15 protein-coding genes are annotated in these 18,484 nt (G+C 63.2%); 5 read left to right on the top strand and 10 right to left on the bottom strand.

Annotated elements, in window-relative coordinates; translation table 11 throughout:
- Positions 1 to 3 precede the first annotated feature (3 nt).
- The 9 genes from fes to IPU70_RS23120 form a co-directional block, all read right to left on the bottom strand.
- Positions 4 to 1,611, bottom strand: a complete 1,608-nt coding sequence (gene fes / locus IPU70_RS23160; RefSeq protein ID WP_242702659.1) for an enterochelin esterase — start codon at positions 1,609 to 1,611, stop codon at positions 4 to 6.
- A 42-nt stretch (positions 1,612 to 1,653) separates the two neighbouring features.
- Positions 1,654 to 3,282: a PepSY domain-containing protein gene (locus IPU70_RS23155; RefSeq protein WP_207470695.1), complete on the bottom strand. Its 1,629-nt coding sequence runs from the start codon at positions 3,280 to 3,282 to the stop codon at positions 1,654 to 1,656.
- Between the two features lie 15 nt (positions 3,283 to 3,297).
- The gene (locus tag IPU70_RS23150) at positions 3,298 to 3,588 is read right to left on the bottom strand and encodes a hypothetical protein (protein WP_207470693.1); all 291 of its coding nucleotides are present in this window, start codon (positions 3,586 to 3,588) and stop codon (positions 3,298 to 3,300) included.
- Positions 3,575 to 3,862, bottom strand: coding sequence for a hypothetical protein (locus tag IPU70_RS23145; RefSeq protein ID WP_207470691.1), 288 nt, complete (start codon positions 3,860 to 3,862; stop codon positions 3,575 to 3,577). Before IPU70_RS23145 ends, IPU70_RS23150 begins: the two co-directional genes overlap by 14 nt.
- A gap of 79 nt (positions 3,863 to 3,941) precedes the next feature.
- Positions 3,942 to 6,089: a TonB-dependent receptor gene (locus tag IPU70_RS23140; protein WP_371819053.1), complete on the bottom strand. Its 2,148-nt coding sequence runs from the start codon at positions 6,087 to 6,089 to the stop codon at positions 3,942 to 3,944.
- 446 nt (positions 6,090 to 6,535) lie between these two features.
- Entirely contained in the window at positions 6,536 to 7,702 is a 1,167-nt protein-coding gene (gene argE, locus IPU70_RS23135) for an acetylornithine deacetylase (RefSeq protein ID WP_207470688.1), read from the bottom strand.
- A complete protein-coding gene (locus tag IPU70_RS23130; protein ID WP_207470686.1) occupies positions 7,699 to 8,667 on the bottom strand; it encodes a tripartite tricarboxylate transporter substrate-binding protein in 969 nt (322 codons plus the stop codon). Before IPU70_RS23130 ends, argE begins: the two co-directional genes overlap by 4 nt.
- A 75-nt stretch (positions 8,668 to 8,742) precedes the next feature.
- Positions 8,743 to 10,350: a thiamine pyrophosphate-binding protein gene (locus IPU70_RS23125; protein ID WP_207470684.1), complete on the bottom strand. Its 1,608-nt coding sequence runs from the start codon at positions 10,348 to 10,350 to the stop codon at positions 8,743 to 8,745.
- 66 nt (positions 10,351 to 10,416) lie between these two features.
- The gene (locus IPU70_RS23120; protein ID WP_207470683.1) at positions 10,417 to 11,616 is read right to left on the bottom strand and encodes a pyridoxal phosphate-dependent aminotransferase; all 1,200 of its coding nucleotides are present in this window, start codon (positions 11,614 to 11,616) and stop codon (positions 10,417 to 10,419) included.
- A gap of 73 nt (positions 11,617 to 11,689) precedes the next feature.
- On the opposite strand from IPU70_RS23120, the gene IPU70_RS23115 reads away from it, so the two are divergent.
- The gene (locus tag IPU70_RS23115; RefSeq protein WP_207470681.1) at positions 11,690 to 12,589 is read left to right on the top strand and encodes a LysR family transcriptional regulator; all 900 of its coding nucleotides are present in this window, start codon (positions 11,690 to 11,692) and stop codon (positions 12,587 to 12,589) included.
- Positions 12,590 to 12,719: 130 nt separating this feature from the next.
- Complete coding sequence (locus tag IPU70_RS23110) at positions 12,720 to 13,391, top strand: lysozyme inhibitor LprI family protein (RefSeq protein ID WP_207470674.1); 672 nt, start codon at positions 12,720 to 12,722, stop codon at positions 13,389 to 13,391.
- Positions 13,392 to 13,482: 91 nt separating this feature from the next.
- Here the strand turns inward: IPU70_RS23110 and IPU70_RS23105 are convergent, their stop codons facing one another.
- The gene (locus tag IPU70_RS23105) at positions 13,483 to 14,163 is read right to left on the bottom strand and encodes a GntR family transcriptional regulator (RefSeq protein WP_207470672.1); all 681 of its coding nucleotides are present in this window, start codon (positions 14,161 to 14,163) and stop codon (positions 13,483 to 13,485) included.
- Positions 14,164 to 14,350: 187 nt separating this feature from the next.
- Here IPU70_RS23105 and IPU70_RS23100 point away from each other — a divergent pair, with 187 nt between their 5' ends.
- The 3 genes from IPU70_RS23100 to IPU70_RS23090 all read left to right on the top strand — a co-directional run bounded on the left by IPU70_RS23100 (position 14,351) and on the right by IPU70_RS23090 (position 18,441).
- The gene (locus IPU70_RS23100) at positions 14,351 to 15,346 is read left to right on the top strand and encodes a tripartite tricarboxylate transporter substrate binding protein (RefSeq protein WP_242702657.1); all 996 of its coding nucleotides are present in this window, start codon (positions 14,351 to 14,353) and stop codon (positions 15,344 to 15,346) included.
- Between the two features lie 14 nt (positions 15,347 to 15,360).
- Positions 15,361 to 16,887, top strand: coding sequence for a M81 family metallopeptidase (locus IPU70_RS23095; protein ID WP_207470670.1), 1,527 nt, complete (start codon positions 15,361 to 15,363; stop codon positions 16,885 to 16,887).
- A 351-nt stretch (positions 16,888 to 17,238) separates the two neighbouring features.
- Positions 17,239 to 18,441: an aspartate aminotransferase family protein gene (locus IPU70_RS23090; protein ID WP_207470668.1), complete on the top strand. Its 1,203-nt coding sequence runs from the start codon at positions 17,239 to 17,241 to the stop codon at positions 18,439 to 18,441.
- The last annotated feature ends 43 nt before the right edge of the window (positions 18,442 to 18,484 follow it).

Below are 18,484 nucleotides of genomic sequence, written 5' to 3'. Positions count from 1 at the left end.
TCCCTAAGGCTGGAGGCGCCCGCCACCCTGCTTTCCCGTGCCGATCAAATCCAGCAGCCCATCCGACAAGGTGCCCCGCCAGACCAGGTAATCGTGCCCGCCCGCCACCTCGCGGTGCGTCACCAGATAGCCCTTGGCAAGCAGCACATCGCGCAGATGCCGGTTGGTTTCCAGAATCCCCGGCTGGCCGCCGCGTCCCGATTCGAACAGGCCGGCCCCGAGGAAGAAGCGCACCGGCAGCTTGCGCACCGCGACGAATTGCCGCGTCAGCCATTGGTCCTCTTCGCCCGCCGGCGACCACCAATAGGAACCGGACTGGCTGAGCACATTGCCGAACACCTCAGGGTGGCGCAGCGCGGCATAAGCCGACGCCAGACCGCCGTAGCTGGAGCCACCGATGACGGTGCGTGCGGCTGGCGCGCCGATGCCTTGTTTGCGCGCCCACGGCATCAACTCTTTCGCGAGGAAGTCGGCAAAGTCCGGGTTGGGCGGCAGCTCCAGGCTGCGGGATTCGGCCGTGGGATTGTCGATGAGCAGCGCCGCGGTCGGGGGAATGACACCTGCGGCGATCATGTTGTCCAGGATGGTCGGCGTGGGCACGCGGCCCAGGTAGGCGCCGGCATCGAACAGCACCAGCACGTGATTGTTTGCGCCGCCGGGCTGCCAGCCCGCGGGGCGGTACAGGTGGATCTTGCGCGTGTTGCGCATGAGATCGCTGCGCAGATCCATGGCCTCGACCGTGCCCTGCGGCACGCCCGCCCGAGGTTCGACCCAGGGCTGCGGCGGCGCTTCCGCCAGTTCCAGCATGGAATAGGTTTGAAATACGTCGACGCCACGCGCCGGATACGCCTTGGGGTTGTGTGGATCGGCCTGCGCCGTGGCAAGAATCGCGCGGCGCCGCGCCATGCCGGAGCCCGGAAGTTCCGGCACGTCGGGCGCCAGGCGATATGACAGGCGCGTGGACCTGGGCACGACGAAGCTGGCGTGCCAGACGTCGGAGTTGCCCAGCCGCGCCAACTGCGCATGGTCAGACGATGGCCCGCCGAACAGGCGCACATTGCGTTCGGCGCCGCGCCACAGGAACGTGACGCGGTCATGCCGGCCGTCCACCTCTTCGACCAGCGGCGTGCCTTGCTGCGCGATCTCTGCCCAGAAGGCATCGGTCGTGCCGCCCTGGGCCAGCGTCACAGCAAGCTTGGCCAGGCGCGGACTATCGAGCGCAGGCGCAGGCGCGCGCTGTTCGGCAAGCGGCAGGCGTTCCGTCACCTCCCACCGGAATGCGCCCTGGCCCTGCGCGCGCACGGTGTAAAGGCCGTCCGCCGGCGCCACCAGCATCAACGCCCCGGCCGGCTTTTCCCGGTCGCTCAGCCGACGCACGTGCTGGCCGGCGCTGTCCAACAGATCCAGGGTCACGCCCGGATCGGCGGCCCAGGTTCCCGCAAGGAACTCGCCTTTTTGCAGGGAAATCCGTTCGTCCACGCGGGCTTGGGGCGTCACTTCACCCTGCCTGGACTGCGCCGTGGCCATGCCCGGCGCCAAACCCATCATCGAAACCGCCAGCGCCGCCGAAGACATCCAATCCCGCCATTTCAACCTGTTCTTTTTACGCATATTCATCCATTCATTTGTTCACGGCTTACTGGCCGCGATCCGCTATCCCTCGCGCGCAGCGAGCCGTCTCGGCGCCCATGCGCTGTCGGGCTCGCCCCGCCCGATCCTGCGCGCACTGGCCTTTGCCATCCAGGCAAACCCCAGCGCTGCCGCCAATGCCGCCGCATCCACTGCCAGCGTCACGGCCGACGTGTGCGCCCAAAGCCCGGTGGCGGGCAGCAGGCCGCCCACCAGCGAGGTCGCCGGTATCGCCAGCGTCAACGCTGCCGCCAGCCATAGCAGGTGTACGCCCGCTGCCGCGCCCCCGCGCAGGAAAGCCCAGGCCACGCTGGCGAAGAACGCCGTGTAGTACAGCCCCTGGAGCCAGGCATTCAGATCGCCTACATGCCCACTCAACCATTTGGACGCGACCATCATCAACGAAATGCCGCACACGCAGCCCAGGCAGACGCCCACCGTCGCCGATGCCATCAACCGCGTGTCCAACCGCTGCACCGGAACCTCGCCGGTCTGCCGGTTGGCGCGCTTGCGGCGCGTTTCTATCCATAGCAGGTTGCCGCTATAGAACAACCATGCGCCCGCCAGCCCCAGCAGGAAATAAAGCCACTGCACCACCGCGCCGCCGAAGGAAGCCATGTGCAGCGCGAAGAAGCTGCTGACCCAAAGGTTGGGCGCGTCCTGCCCGCCCGGCAGATAGTCGCGATTGAGCACCTTCCCGGTATAGGGATCGAGCGCCACGAAGCCGCCCCGCGCGCGCGGCGACACCGCGCTATCGTCCTTGCCCCAGACGCGCACGATGGCGCGCGGGCCGGTGACTTGTTGATACTGCAATGCGTCGGGCTCGAAGCCCGGCGCCAGCCCACGCGCCTGGGCCAGCAGTTCCCGGGGCGTCAGCATGTCAGCAGGATTCCTGGCGTCTCCGCCCGGCGCGCCGCCACCGGACCGCTGGAAGACCGATTCCAGCTTGCCTTCGTATATCAGCTTGTCCTGCAGGTCGTAGATGCCGTCGTGAAACGCGAACACCACGGAGCTCAACGCCATGATGATGTGAAAAGGCAATGAGACGATACCCACCACGTTGTGCGCGTCCAGCCACATGCGCTTCAGGTTTTTTCCGACCCGCAGGGCGAAGAAGTCCTTGACCAGCGACGGCAGCAGCACGATCACCCCAGACACCAGCGCGATTGCATAAAGCGAAGCGACGATGCCCATGAACCAACGGTTGGGATCACTATCCGCGGGCAGGCCTACCACGCGGTGGAGTACGTCGATGAACGGCATCAGCCCGCTGGGCGCGGACTCCTCCAGCCGCAGTTCACCGCCCGGATCCACATAGGCCACGTAGTGACGGAGCGACGATTCGTCATGATCGTCGGCCTGCCCGTCGCGGACTTCCCAAGCCATGCGCGCCGGCACGTGCTCGGCATCCTGAAGATGGATGCTGAATCCCTTGGACACGTCCGGCCGCGCCGCAAGCGTTCTGGCGATGAGGCCTGGCGTCTCGTCCAGCGGCACGGGCGCGACGGCTGCGGGCGGCGTTGCCCAACGGGTCAGGGGCTCCTTGAACACCGTCAGCGCGCCGGCATAGAAGGCAATGAAGAGCGCCATGCCTGTCAGGATGCCCGTCCAGGTATGGACCGATTTGTAGATGCGTATGTAGTCGGCTCTCATGGTCGCAGGCCCTCCTCAGATCGCCTTGGCAAGATACAGCCCGCCATAGAGCAGCACGCAGGCGCCGCCCAGCCAGATCCAGGCGCGCAGGCCGCTGGCGAAAAAATAGACCGTACTCGCAATGCCGAGCCAGACCGGAGGCACCAGCCACATGGCCAGCTGCGAGCGCGTTGCCAAAGGAATGCCGCCAGTCAATGCGGCAAGCGCCGCGCTTGCGCCCATGGCCAGCGCGAAGCCGAGCAACGCGCCTGCCAGGCTCTTGGATATCCAGTCGCGCCGGATCGGCGCGGGTTTAGCGGACTTCATGCGTATCGCTTCGGCGCAAGCCTGCCAGCACGCCAAGATAGGGGATCAGGCTGAAGAACAGCATCAGGGCCGTACAGAACACGAACACAGCCGCAACGGCAGAGAATGCGCGCAGGCAGCCCCAGCCGCCCAGCGTCAGCAGCAGAAGGCCCGTGGCGCGGGCGGGCAGAACCGGCCAGGGATCTACGCCCCAACGCTGGTTCGGCGAAGCGCGATAGATGCAGAAGCAGCCCACGAACAGGCTTGCCAGGCTGAGGAGTATGAGGACTTCCATGGTCATCCCTGGATGCAAGGTCCGCTACCTGACCGCCAATTCCTGCTCCGGACCGGCTGTCCGGAACAGGAGTCGGCGTTCAGAAACTGATGCTGGCGGAGGCGGTAACGGTGCGCGCCGGCCCCAGCGTCACGATAGGCGTCGTGTCGCTGAAACTGCCGGCGTAATAGTGCTTGTCGAACACGTTGTTGACGTTCAGGCGCAGCACCACGTCCCGGCCGTTGATCTGCGTGGCGTAGCGGGCGCCCAGGTCCAATTGGCCCCAGCCCGGAATCTGCAGCTTGTTGGCTGCGTCGGCGTATTGGCTCGACGTAGCCTGCACGCGCCCGCTCAGCGTCAGGCCGGGTACCCACGGCGTGTCCCATTCCAGTCCGGTGTTGGCCTGCCAGCGCGGCGCACCCACCGCGGTGTTGCCGTCATAGCGGCCATAGGAAGTCTTGACCTGCGTGCCTTGCGTGTAAGTGACGCCCCCCAGCACGCGCACGCCAGGAGCCAGTTCGCCGAAGGTGTTCCATTCCACGCCACGGACGCGCTTCTCGCCACCGTCCGCGTACGTCGGCTTGGACGTGGCCCCCTCCGTGACCAGCATGGGCTTGTCGATCTGGAAGAACGCCAAGGTGTTGGTAAAGGTGCCAGCGTTCCACTTGACGCCCAGCTCCTGCTGCTTGGTCTTGTAGGGCGCGAACACCTGCCCATAGTTGCTGGCCGTGGTGTCCGTGACGCTATCGCCCTTGCTCAGGCCCTGCACGTAGTTGGCGTACAGCGAAACGTCCGGTCCCCAGGGCTTGACGACGATGGCGAAAGCGGGCGTCACGGCATCCTCGTCGTAGCGCGCGGTCGTCTTGCCCGTCTTGTCGAAATTCGTGGTCTTCACGCGCTGGTTGCGCAGGCCGCCAGTCAGGAGCAACTTGTCGTCGAAGAAGGACATGGTGTCCACCAGCGCCAGGCTGGACAGCGTGTTCTCCGCGGTCTTGGGCGCGCTGCCGGGTACCGCCGGCATGACCGGCGTGATCGGGTCATAGATATTGGACTTGAAAGTCGATGCCGGCCCGGTGGCCGATCCGTCCTCCAGCTTCAGCAGAGAAGCCTGGAGCACCAGCTCGTGTCGCACGCTGCCAGTGTTGAAGCGCGAACGCAGACCAGCATCGGCAGAGGTGGCGTCCGTGTAGGCGCGCTGCCCGATGATCGAACCGGTGAAATTCCCGTTGGCGTCGATCTGCCGCGCATGGGTGCCGTTGATCAGGCCCGATTGATGGCTGTCGCGCCTGCCCACGCCGGCGAATGCCGACACGCTGTCATTGAAGCGGTACTCGGCGCGCGCCATGACGGCGTTGCTCTGGATGCTGCCGTAGCCCGTGCTGAACTGGTTGATACGGGGATCGGGCGCGTCGGGCACGACGGAGCCACCGAACCAGAACATGGCGGGCGTGCCGCCCGAGAACGACTCTTGGCTGTGATAAGCGTCTATCGACGCGCTGAAAGCGCTGCTGCGATAGTCCAACCCTGCGGACAGGAACTCGCGCTTTCTGGATTGGCCGTCCAGCGTGGTGGCGCCATCGCTGAATGAACCGTTGACGCGTGCGCCCCATTCATTGGCCGAGCCGAAGCGGCGGCCGGCATCGATGGTCGTGCCCAGTTGGCCGTCGGCCTGCCAGTTCACGCCGAAGGTGGCATTGGGGGTGTCTTCCGCGCGCTTGGGCACCAGGTTAATCGTGCCGCCCACGGCGCCGCTGGGCGCCATGCCGCTGAACAAGGCGTTCGGGCCTTTCAACACCTCCACCCGCTCGACGAATTCCAACGGCGTGCGGCCCATGGGCGCCAGGCCATACATGCCATTGATCGCCACATCGTTCTGGTTGACGTCGAAGCCCCGGATCCGGAAGTTCTCATAGGCATGTCCGCTCGATGTCGTGAACCGCACTGACGGATCGTTCGCCATGACGTCCGCCAGCGTGCGCGCCTGCTGGTTCTGGATCAGCTCGGAGGTGTAGCTGGTGACGTTGAACGGGGTGTCCATCACGTCCTGGTTGCCCATCAGACCCAGGCGCGCGCCCTGCGCCACCTGCCCTCCGGCATAGGGCGCAGGCAAGTCCTCATCCGACACCGAGCCCGCAGTCACCGTGACGGGCTGCAGCGTCGCGGTTTGCGCCGCGCTCTGGGCGCTGGCGCTGGCGGGAAGCATCAAGGACAGCGCAACGGCCGGGCTGAAGCATTGGGCGCACAGCACGATTGTCAAGGGAGTTTTCTTGGGCACAATTCATCATTCCGATATTTAAATGCGAATGCTTATCAGATGAATTATATATTTGGAAAAACTCAATGGACCGGGAATCTGCGGGTACGGTTCTGCAATCCGGTCGAATTTTCAGCGCAACCCGATAAAAATCAATGACTTATTTTTTTTGATTGACTTCCTGACTAGGCGGCCGGTCCGAACCCATGCCACGGCCGCGCCCGGGATTATCAGAAGTCCATCGCGGCCGGTAGCATGAAGAGCCGTAGCGTCTTCAACCCCGCCCCACCCGATCCGTTTGCGACCCGGCAATCCTTGCTGAACAGGTTCTCGAGCTTGGTGGCGCATCATGTCCAGCGATATCGGCGCCACGCCCTGCGCCAAGGGATGCTGTGGCGGCAGCAGGCAGGAGGCAGTCGCCTCTGCCGCGCCTATGCGTATCACGGCCCGCCTGCCAGCAGCCGTTCCAGCACGGATTCGCACATCCCGAGCTGGCTGCGCAGGATGTACTCATCCGCCGTGTGGGCCTGAGCGATGTCGCCTGGCCCGCAAACCAAGGCCGGAATGCCGGCTTGCTGGTAGAGCCCGCCTTCCGTTGTGTAGGCCACGTGCCCGCCGGCCTGAGCCCCCGCCCGGAACAGGGCCTCCACCAGCATGTCGGTATCCGCCCGGGGCACCAATGCGGGCACCGATGTCCGCCGCATCAGCAGCACCTGCGATTCCGAGACCCTTTGCCGCATCGTCCCCTCAAGCTCCCGGGCGCGCTGATGGATGGGCGCCAATACGGCGTCGGGATCGACGCCTGGCAGGAACCGCAGGTCAAAGTCGAACTCTGCCTCCTCCGGGATCACATTCGACGCATGTCCGGAATGCACGCGACAGACCGCCATCGTCGAGAACGGCACATAAAAGCCCTCGTCACGCGTTGCAGACTGCAGTGCCTCAGCCTGCGCCGCGACTTCTGCCGCCAGGAAGCAAGCCGTCTGCGCGGCATTCACGCCCAGGCCGCTCAGTGACGAATGCTCTGCCCTGCCCCGGATATTGCAGCGCCAGGAATGGCGGCCCTTGTGCGCACGCACCACCTCCATGCGGGTCGGCTCGCCGACGATGCACGCAGACGGCTGAATGCCGTGCTGCCGCAGGTCAGCCAGCAAACCACGCACGCCTATGCAGCCGATCTCTTCGTCGTAGGTCAGCGCGATATGCACGGGCTGGGCCAGCCTGCCGCTGCCCAGGCGACCCACGGTCGCCAGCACACAGGCGAGAAAGCCCTTCATGTCGCACGTGCCGCGGCCGTAGAGCCGCTCGCCTTCGTCCGTCAGGCGAAACGGATCCCGAGTCCAATCCTGCCCCGCCACCGGCACGACATCCGTATGGCCGGAAAGCAGGATTCCGCCCGCGCCGCCTCCAAGGCTGGCGAACAGGTTGGCGCGCTTGCGGTCCTCGCTGTAGGTGTAGCGCACCGCGAAACCGATCTTGCGCAGGAACGATTCCGCCTGCGCCAGCAACTCAAGGTTGGAGTTGCTGCCGGATACGGTGGGGCAGGCAATCAACGATTCCAGCCAGGCTAGCGTTTCGCTGGAACAATCAAGAGATTGATCAGTCAATTGGCCTCCAGGGAAATGTTGCCGGCTTTGGCGACACGGCGCCATTTGTCCAGTTCGGACTGGATATCGGCCATGAACGCCTCCGGCATGCCGCCTTGAGGCACGGCGCCCAACTGCGTGATGCGGCTGGCCACCTCCGGATTCTTCAGCGCGGCGGCGGCCGCCTCGCTGACACGTTGCACAAATGCCGCGGGCGTTCCCGCGGGCGCAACCAGGCCGAACCAGGCAGGATCATTGAGGGCCTGCACACCGACCTCCGCAAAAGTGGGAACGTCCGGCAGCTGCTCCACCCTGCCGGGCCAGGCTACCCCCAGCGCGCGCAAGCGCTTGCCCTGGATATGCGGCAATGACGCGGGCAGGTTGTCGCACAGCACGTCTACGTGGCCCGCGATGGCGTCCTGCAACGCCGGGCCGGCCCCACGGTACGGAATGTGCCGCATGGGCGCGCCCGTGGCCTGGGTAAGCAATTCGCCCATCATGTGCCCCAGCGAGCCCACTCCCGGCGACCCGTAGGTGATATCGCCGCCGCGCTGCTTGGCCAGCTCGATGAACGCCGCCATGTCCTGCGCTGGCAGGCCCGGATTGATGGAGATCACATTGGGCACCCGAGCCAGGTTGGAGATGGGCGAGAAATCCTTCAACGGGTCGTACGGCGGCTTTGCCAGCACCGCAGGCTGTATCGCATGCGTGCTCACGGTCGCCACCCCCAGCGTAAGCCCGTCGGCGGGCGCGCGCGCCACATAGCCCGCGCCGATCGCGCCGCCGGCGCCGGCCCGGTTCTCCACGATCACCGTCATGCCCAACCGTTCCGACATGGCCGGCGCAACAATGCGTGGAATCAGATCGCCAGAGCCGCCAGGCGCGAACGGCACCACGATCCTGACGATGCGGTCCTGGGCCCGCGCCACCACGGGCGCCGCGACCATCGATACAGCACATACCCTGAGAAAACAGCGTCGCTTCATTAGGCATTCCCCTTGGTTTCTTTGAAGCTGGAAGTACTCTCCTGCCTGGTTGCTGCAATCCGTCCCTCGCGTGCCTCAGATCCGGTTGTCGTACGCCTTGCGCGGGATGCGGCAGGAGATGATCGAATACGTCTTTGCCGCCAGGGCCTCGCGTATCGCTCGCGCCAGGCCCGCGCGGTCCTGCACGTCGAAGCCCAGCCCTCCCATGCTCCTGGCCACGGCCGCAAAGTCCGTCCCGGGGAAATCCACCCCCAGGTTTGGCTGCCCGGTGCCGCGCTGCTTGATCTCGATCAGGGATAGGGATTCGTCCGCGAACACGAAGACAATGACCGGAGTCTCGGCGTCCCGGGCGGTCGCCAATTCGCCCAGTGTCATCTCCAGGCAGGCATCGCCCGTGAAGACCGCCACGGGGCGTCCGGGCTCCGCCAGCTTGGCGCCTATGCCCAGGGGCAAGGAGCAACCCATGGTGCAAAGACCCGACGACTGCATCAGGCCGCGCGGCTCGTAGCACTGCCAGGTCTGGGACAGCAGGATGCGGTGCGCGCCGCTGTCGACCGACGCCACGGTATTGGCCGGCATTTCCGCGCGCGCGACATCCACGATGGCGCCGGGACCCCATTCTTCGTCGACGCGGTAGATGCTCGCTAGCGCACGCTTGATGGCCCTGACCTCGTCGTCCTGCCATTCCGATGCGGTGCGCAAGCCGTCGGCCAACACCTCCACCCCGCATTTGATGTCGCCCACGAAGCTGATCGCCGACTGGTGCATGTAATGCGTATTGCGGTTCGAGGACAGCTCGATCACGTGCGCGCCGTCTTCCCAGATGTTGCGCCAGCCCACCCGCATTTCGATCGGGTCATAGCCCAGCAACAGCACCACATCCGCCTCCTTGATCAGCGGCAGCACGATGCTGTCGGCCTTCGGCGAAAGGCCCATGCCGCCCACGGCCATATCGTCGCGCTCGTCGATGATGCCCTTGGCCTTGTACGTGGTGATCAGCGGGATCCGGTGCTTCTGCACCAGCGCGCGGACCTGCTCCTCCGCGCGATGATGCAGGGCCTCCACGCCGGCGATGATGACGGGGCGCTTGGCATTGCCCAACCACGACCGTGCCAATTCGAGTTGCTCGGTATGCGCGGGAACGGCCGGGGCCGGCTGGACACGCCGGGCGCCCCTGGCCACAGCGGCCTCGGCGATGGCCACGCTGATCGGCACGTCGACATGAACCGGTCCGGGGGGATCGTCCATGGCTATGGCCAATGCCTTGTCCATGATGGCCTCTGCATTGCCCGGCGTCATGCGCAACGAGGCCTTGGTGATCGGCCGCATCAGGGCGGCATGGTCGAACACCTGATGGGTATAGGTGGCGGCTTCGTCCTCGTCGACGCAGCCGGTCAGGAAGATCATGGGTACGCGGTCCTGCAGCGCATTGGCCACCACGTTCACCGCATTGGCCACGCCGGGCCCCAAGGTGGCGACCAGCACGCCCGGCGCGCCAGTGCGGTGGAACACTCCCTCCGCCATGAAGCCGCCGGAGTTCTCATGCTTGACCAGAGTGAATTTGACCCCCGCTTCGTCCAGTCCACGCATGACGGACAGGACCTCGCCGCCAGGAATCCCGAATGCGTGGCGGCACCCTGCTTCGTACAGGCGTTTACCGATGATCTGCGAAACCGTGGACATGCAACATTCCCCTTTAGGAAGGCTTTGATACGAGTGTTTGAAAAATGGCGGCGGCAAACGCCGTGGCTATTGAAGATTGCCCAGGGAGGCGGCCATGCGGGCGGCTGCGATGTGCAGGTTTTCATCGGAGGTCGCGTACGAAAGGCGCATGAATCCCGGCATGCCGAATCCCGAACCCGGCACGGCCGCCACGCCCGCGCCCAACAGATATGACGCCAGCGCAACGTCATCCTCCAGACGTAGGCCTGCAGGCGTCTTGCGGCCGATGAAACTGCGGACATCGGGAAACAGGTAAAACGCGCCTCCCGGCCGCGGCGTCGCCAGACCATCGATTTGCGCGAACCGCGCCAGCAGGTAATCGCGGCGCTGCTGGAAGATGCCGCAGCGGCGCCGCACTTCGTCCTGCGGACCCGTGAGCGCGGCGGCTGCGGCCGCCTGCGACACCGAAGACGTATGGGAGTTGATCTGCATCTGCACTTTCGTCATGGCATCGATCAAGAACCTCGGACCACAGGCGTAGCCCACCCGCCAGCCCGTCATCGAGTAGGCCTTGGAAACGCCGTTGACGGTCAGGATCCGATGCCCCAGATCCGGCGCGACCTGCGCGAACGTGACGAAATTCCTGCCGTCATAGAGTATGTGTTCATAGATGTCGTCGACCATGATCAGGAAATCCTGATTGCGGCTGGACCGGATGACGGCGGCGAACTGCTCCAGCTGCCTTTGCGTGTAAGCGGTGCCACTGGGGTTGCTCGGCGAGTTCAGGACCAGCCATTTGGTCTTCGGCGTGATGGCAGCCTCGAGCACCTGCGGATGCAGCGCATAGGCCTCATCCGGCGTCGTCGCCAAGGGGCGCAGCACGCCGCCATTCATCGACACGATATCGCTGTAAGACGCCCAATACGGGGCCGGGATCATCACCTCGTCCCCGGGCGACAAGGTGGCCAGGAAGGCCTGATAGATCACCTGCTTGCCGCCACAACCCACATTGATCTGCGCCAGCGTGCATTCAATGCCATTGTCCCTGCGGAACTTCTCGGCGATCGCCTCGCGCAACAACGGGGTCCCGTTGATCGGCGTGTAGCGCGTCTGGCCGTCAGCGATAGCGCGCGCCGCAGCCTCGCAGATATGGGCAGGCGTCGGGAAATCGGGTTCACCCAACGTCATGTCGATGACGCTGCGGCCCTGTTGAATGGCTTGGCGGGTCTGCTCTGCCATGACCTGGATAGGTGAGGAACGCAGAGTCGAAACGAGTGGCGAGAGCATGGGCTTTTTCCGGTGGCTATGGGAATAAGTCTAGAATTCAAAGGATTCAACAACAATTGAATTTGAATTCAATATGACATCTCCGCTTGGACCCAATGCGCCAACCTTGCGTCAACTGGAGCTATTCCTGTCGCTCTCTGCGTCGGACGGCATCGCCAGCGGCGGCTCCAAGATAGGCATGACGCCGTCCACCACCAGCCACGTACTGCGTGCGCTCGAAACCACGCTGGGCACAGACCTGATTGATCGCAATGCCCCGCAGCTGGAGCTCACCCATGCCGGACAGCAGATACTCCCCCATGTGCGCGACCTGTTTGCCGCGATGCACCTCATCCAGACAACAGCGGGCGCAAGCGCGGGCCTCAACAGCGGGACGCTTCGGTTGGGATCGTTCGGCCTGAGTTCCTCGCTGCAGCTTCTTCCGCCGCTGCTGCAACGCTTCCGGCAGCTCTACCCTGGAATCGATGTACGGGTCTTCGAGAAAGCCGATGCCGAGATCGAACAGGACTTGATCGAGCGCCGGCTGGAGATCGGCGTCGTCACCCTGCCCAAAAGCAATTTCGATACCCTCCCATTGGCCGAGGACGAATTGGTTGCCGTGCTGCCCGAAGGACATGCGCTGGCTGCGGCGCCATCCATCGACATCCACCACCTGGGCCGCTACCCCTTGATCCTGACCCACGCCGGATCACAAAGCCTGGTCGCCAAAATGTTCGCGCGATCCGACACCACGCCGAAGATTTCGCATGAACTGACCCAGATGCTGTCGATTCTGGCGTTCGTGCAGAAGGGCGAAGGAATATCGGTAGTGGCATCGCTCGCATTGCCGGACACCTATCCCGGCGTGGTCTACCGCCCTTTGCTGCCCAAGACGGCACGGCGCGTCGGACTGGCATGCCTGAACGAGAACCGCCTGTCTCCCGCGGCAGCAGCGTTCTGGAAACAGGCCAAGACCAGCCAGAAGAAGAAATAGCCCACGACGCGGCACGGACGGTCACGCAGGCGGCAAACAGCGCCAACAACGTCCGCACCGGTAAACTGCGCCGTTATCTCGGCGCCTGCGGGCTGCCCGAACTTGTACACAACCTGGAGCGCTACACACGATGATTCGTCATCTGGTCCTTGCAGCATCATTGGCCACGGCAGGCAGCGCCGCCGCCGCCCCTTCTTTCAACTGCGCCAAGGCCACGACTCCGGTCGAAAAAGCCATTTGCGCCCACCCGGCGCTGGCAGACCAGGACGCGGCCATCGCGCAGCAGTACAAGGCTGTGCGTGCCAAGCTCGACGCCGAGGCGGTCAAATCGCTGACCTCCGATCAACGTTATTTCCTGGGCGTGCGGGACAACATCTATGCCGAGCCCTTTACGGGAAGCACTCCGGTCAAGGAGATCGGCACCAGCATGCGCTACCGCCTGGATTTTCTGAAGGCCATCAATCCCCAGCCGGCTGCCGGCTTTGTCGGCAAGTGGAAGAACCTCGAAGGTGAAATTGAAATCACCCGAAGCGCCGACGGCCAATTGTTCGTGGCGGCAAACTCAGCCCAGCCCTACAACGGCCGCTGGGTCTGCGATCTGAGCGGCAAGGCGGTCGCCTCCGGCGACAGCCTGATCGTCAGCTATCAGGACGGACCGCCCTGGACCCTGGACCTGACGCGCCGCGGCGCCGTGCTGATGGTGCGTGAAACGCCGCCCGCCGGGGTGGCAAACGACGGCTTCGGCCCGCCGTTCTGCGGCATGAATGGCAGCCTGGAGGGGGATTGGTTCGCGGTGCGCTGAGCAGAGGGCTATTGGGCATGTTGAATGGACTTCGTTCCGCTCAATAGAAAGCGGCAGGGCCCCATCACTCCGCGCTCAACAGCCGAAGCTCTCACGCGTGGTTGATCAATGCGGCCGCGTCGAAAAGATTCGCTAAATAAGTGAGGGCTTCGGAAATGTCGGTCTCTATCAATTGCCGCGCCTTGCCACCGTCTCGCTTGCGCAAAGCATCGCATAGCTCATATCGCCATCCTGCGCGCACTTGTTGCACCATGCGGATGAAATCTGGATGCAACAGCCGGATGTAAGGACCGGTCTGCAGCCACAGCATTTCGATGTGCCGCACGAGTACGGGCATTTCGCTTGCCCGGTAAAGAGCGACCTGAAACTCGGCCACCTTTTGCGTGTCCTTTGCGATATCGCCCGAATGCCGGGCGGCCTCAACCTCGCCTGCCAACCGCTCCAGCACCTTGATGTCCGCCGCCGTCGCGTTCGCAGCGGCGCGTTCAGCAGCCAGGCCTTCCAACGAAAGGCGGATGTCCCGTAACTCCAGCACCCGTGCCTTCGACAATATAGGCACACGCACGGAGCGGCTGTGCTCCTGCGTCAGCACGCCTTCCGCAATGAGGCGATGCAGCGCCTCTCGAACCGGGGTCAGACTGACCTCGAATTCCGACGCGAGTTGCCGCAGCAGCAGTTTTTCTCCGGGCGCGAAACGCCCGCAGATCAGAGACCCACGAATGCCTTGATAGACGCTCTCGCGCATAGCTGTTTCTGGGGTTGCTTCGGACATGACACGCTGCATGACGGAGTTGAATGTGACATAAAACAGGGCCAATTCTCCCAGAATTTCGCACGGCGCACTCCGGCGTCCTTGCCTAGCTACGTGGCAAGGGAATTCCCTAGCGTTATTTTGTGATCACATTATTTTCTATTGGTGATATATTTCTGGAACAAAATCGACACTCCGGGGATTCGACATGGCCAACACCACGTCCCAGAATTGCAGCATTGATGCCAGCCCACGCGCGCGCATAGCCCTCGCCGCCTTCCTTGCCCTCTCGAGCCTGGGGACAGCCGCCGCGGCGGCAGACTTTCCCAAGAACGAAATTCACCTCGTCGTAAATTACGGCCCCGGCGGTAGCACCGATGTGGCTGCGCGCGTTCTGGCCAAGGGCATGGAAGCGAGACTGGGCCGGCCCGTGGTGGTCGAAAACAAGCCCGGTGCGCTCGGTACGCTCGGCCCAAGTTATGTGGCGCGCCAGACGCCAGACGGCTATACCGTCGGCGTGGTCACCTATTCCACACAGGCCATCCTGCCGCACCTGATGAAGCTCCCCTATGCCGATCAGGATTTCGCCTTCGTGGCTGGCGTGGGACGGTACCGTTACGGCATCGTGGTGCGCGCCGACTCACCCTACCTCACTTTGCAAGACTTGCTGAACGCCGCCAAGAAGGGAGATGGCGTTTTTCTCGGCTCACCCAGCGCGGCAGTCAACCTCGCGGTGCTCGAGCTAAGTCGCCAGACCGGAGGCAAGTTCGAACAAGTCTTGTACAAGTCCGGCACCGAGACTGTTAACGCCCTCTTGGGCAAGCAAATAGATGTCACCGTCGCGAACCCCTCCGACGTTCTACCGCACATGCAAGCCGGCAAACTACGAATGATTGCGTCAGTGGGTCCGATGCGTTGGCCCGAGTACCCAGACGTACCAACGCTTCGGGAGAGCGGCTGGCCAGTGCAGATCGACTCGTCGATCGGGCTTGCTGCACCACTCGGCACTCCGCCCGAGGTGCTTGCCATTTTGCAAGATGCAGCCGTCGCCGCAGTCCGTGATGCCGCGACGCTCGAGTCATTCGACAAGTTGGGCATGGACGCGATGCCGCTGAATGGCGCCGAATATGCTGCACAGTTAAAAAAGGGCCTCCAAGAAATGGGGCAGATGATCCGCGACACGCAAATGCCGCGAATCAACTGAGCGTCTGAACTGGCATGAATACCGAATCCTTGAAAATTGTTGTCGGCGGCTTTTTCCACGAAACCCATGCGTTCAACCCTCGCCGGACCACCGCAAGCGCATTTACATGGATCGAAGGCCCTGAACTCATAGCTAAGATGCAAGGTGCAGGCACCACCTTGGGAGGCATCGTTTCGGAGCTGACGCAACGGGAGCACACCGTGATACCCGCCCTCTTCGCCGAGGCGGCGCCTGGCGGCCCCGTCGATGAGGACGTGTATGAGAATCTCCTGACGCGATTCAAGACAAGCATCGAAAGCGCTCTTGACCAATTTGGACGAATCGACGGCATCGCGCTGGAGTTGCATGGGGCCATGGCCACCGCGTCGATCAGCGATGTCGAAGGCCACTTCCTTAAACGCCTGCGCGCCTGGGTGGGCGAGGACGTGCCAATTGCCGTCGGCCTGGATCTTCATTGCCATATGACGGCCGACATGTTGAGTGCGGTGGACATTGTCAGCGCCTGCAAGGAGAACCCCCATCGCGACGTCATGGACTGCGGCCGCCGCTGCGTCAAACTGCTGGAGGCCGCGGCCCGGAAGGCGATCAGGCCGGTCTCGGTTCTCACTAAGGCGCGCATGATTCTGCCCGGAAATGCCGACACCAGTTCTGGCCCGCTCCACGCGCTACACGAGCAAGCCCGCCAGATGCTGCGTCAACACCCAGCGGTACTGGATATTTCTCTATTCAACGTTTTTCCCTATGCCAACGGCCAGGCCATGGGCCAGGGCGCCCTGGTCATCGTCGACGGCGATGCCGTGCTCGCCGCCAAGCTGGCCGCAAAATTGGCAGGCGATTTCTGGCTTCGACGTGATGAATTTCTGGATACGCTACCGACTACGGAAGCCGCTCTCGAGAAGGTTCAGGAAAGTCCCGAAGAACGCCCATTTCTTTTGGCGGATATGGGAGATCGCGTGCTTGCTGGAGCGCCAGGCGACAGCATTGAAATCCTGCGCCGTGCCCAGCATCGCGAGCGGCCACTACGCGGCGCCGTAACAGTGACCGATGCACAGGCGGTCCAGCATGCGCATGCGCTTGGCGTCGGAGCTCGCTTCGTTGCCAGACTCGGAGGCCTTGATACGCCTGGCCTGTCGTCACTGGAAACCCTGGTCGAGGTCATCGCCCTGGGCCCGGGCAGCTACGTCGTGAGCGGACCCTACAAGCAGGGAACGTTGATTCAGCTTGGTTTGACAACTACTTTGCGCATGCCCGATGGTTCCGTCGTCATCGCCACCAGCCAGCCTGGACTGATACATGATCCGCAGGGGTTCCGCAGCCATGGCGTCGAGCCGGGCGAATTCGATTTCGTCGGGATCAAGTCGGGCTATCACTTCAAGCTGAACTTTGCGGGCATCGGGACGGCGCTCGCTGTCGCCACCCCGGGGCTTAGTATTTACGCTCCCGGCCGATACGCCTGGAGTGATAGTCGGATTTGGCCCGAGCACGACGTAACGGCGGAACCCCTGCTGGGGCCTTGGTACTCGGTCGATCGTTTCGCCTAAGCCGGCGCGGCATATCGCGTCGCGTGGTCCGAGCTCGACATCTTTCATGCCTCGCAGAGAGGCCTTCTCGCAAAAGATGCAATCACGTTGAACGTCGGCCTTCCGACGGGCATTCGCGCGCCCATGGAACTAGGCGCTCTCACGGCAATTTCGCGGATCACTGTGGATCGCCTTGCCTACACACGGGAATTCCCTATCCATTTTGTGATCACAAATTATATTGTTCGTGATATCTTAATTTTTCATTCACTTTCACATAAAGCACCAGCCATGACGACGCCTCATTCCCCTCTATCCCCGCGAATCGGATTTCCAGCCACCGGCACGCCCTGGCCAGCGCTAGAAAAGCGCTTGGATGACGCCAAGAATTGTGACTACCGCTGGGACGAGGGCAGGATGGCGCTCTATGTCTACTGGCTGGATGACGCGCTCGGCGCCGTATCGAAGAACGCCTCGGCAAAGTACTTCATGGAGAACGGCCTGGGTCGCAAGGCGTTCCCCAGTGTCCAGCGCCTTGAATCGGAAGTCATCGACATGGCGCTGTCCCTGTTCAATGCTCCGGTTGGCGCCGCAGGCAGCTTCACTTCGGGGGGTACCGAAAGCATTTTCCAGGCGGTGAAATCGGCGCGTAGTCTGAAAAGAGCGACTGGAGGTGTAGCCGGCCATGAACGGCTCAAGATCGTGGTTCCGCGCTCAGCACACCCGGCCTTTAACAAGGCGGCGTATTACCTGGACATGGACGTGCAGCGCATTGCCATCGGCGACGATTTCCGGGTCGACGTCCAGGCGTTGAATGCCGCCGTTGACGAGCGCACGGCACTGATCGTGGGTTCCGCTCCCGCATATCCGCATGGAGTCTACGATTCGATCGCCGCACTCTCGGAAGTCGCATTGAAGCACCAAGTTCCGCTGCATGTGGACGCGTGCGTGGGGGGCTTTCTCGGCCCGTTCATGAAGCTCAATGGCGAACCCATTCCTGACTTTGATTTCTCGCTGCCTGGCGTCACAAGCATCTCGGCCGATATCCACAAGTACGGATTCGCCGCGAAAGGCGCCTCGCTGATTCTCTATCGCAACGAAACCTTCAAACAACACCAACGCTTCGAATTCGACGATTGGCCCCGTGGCCACTACGAGACGGACACCTTTCTCGGCACACGCCCGGCCAGCCCCGTCGCCTCGGCTTGGGCGGTCTTGAATTACCTGGGCACCGAGGGATATCGGGGTATCGCCAAGATCGTGGCCGATACGCGCAATCGCATGATTAGAGGGATAGAAGACATCGAGGGTTTGGAGGTACTACGTCCTCATAGCGAGCTTTCTTTCGTGCTCTATCGATCGCGAGATCCGTCGGTCGACATCAACGCCGTCGCCCAAGAGCTGGACAAAAAGGGATGGTTCGTCGGCGTCGGCGTGGATCCCGTGGCAATCCACTTCATGGTGAATCCGGTGCACCAATCCATCATGGAAAGCTACCTGGACGACCTGCGCGCAGCCGTCAAAAACGTACGCGATAACAAGCTGACGGCGCAAACCAACGCCCATACCTACTGAGCACCCAAGCACTGTAGCGCCAACAAGAATAGGGGGAGTCGAT

Source organism: Achromobacter sp. SD115 (assembly GCF_017355315.1).
Lineage (GTDB): Bacteria > Pseudomonadota > Gammaproteobacteria > Burkholderiales > Burkholderiaceae_B > Achromobacter > Achromobacter xylosoxidans_B.
The sequence above is the reverse complement of the archived record's forward strand: the minus strand, read 5'-3'. Positions and strand labels throughout refer to the sequence as shown.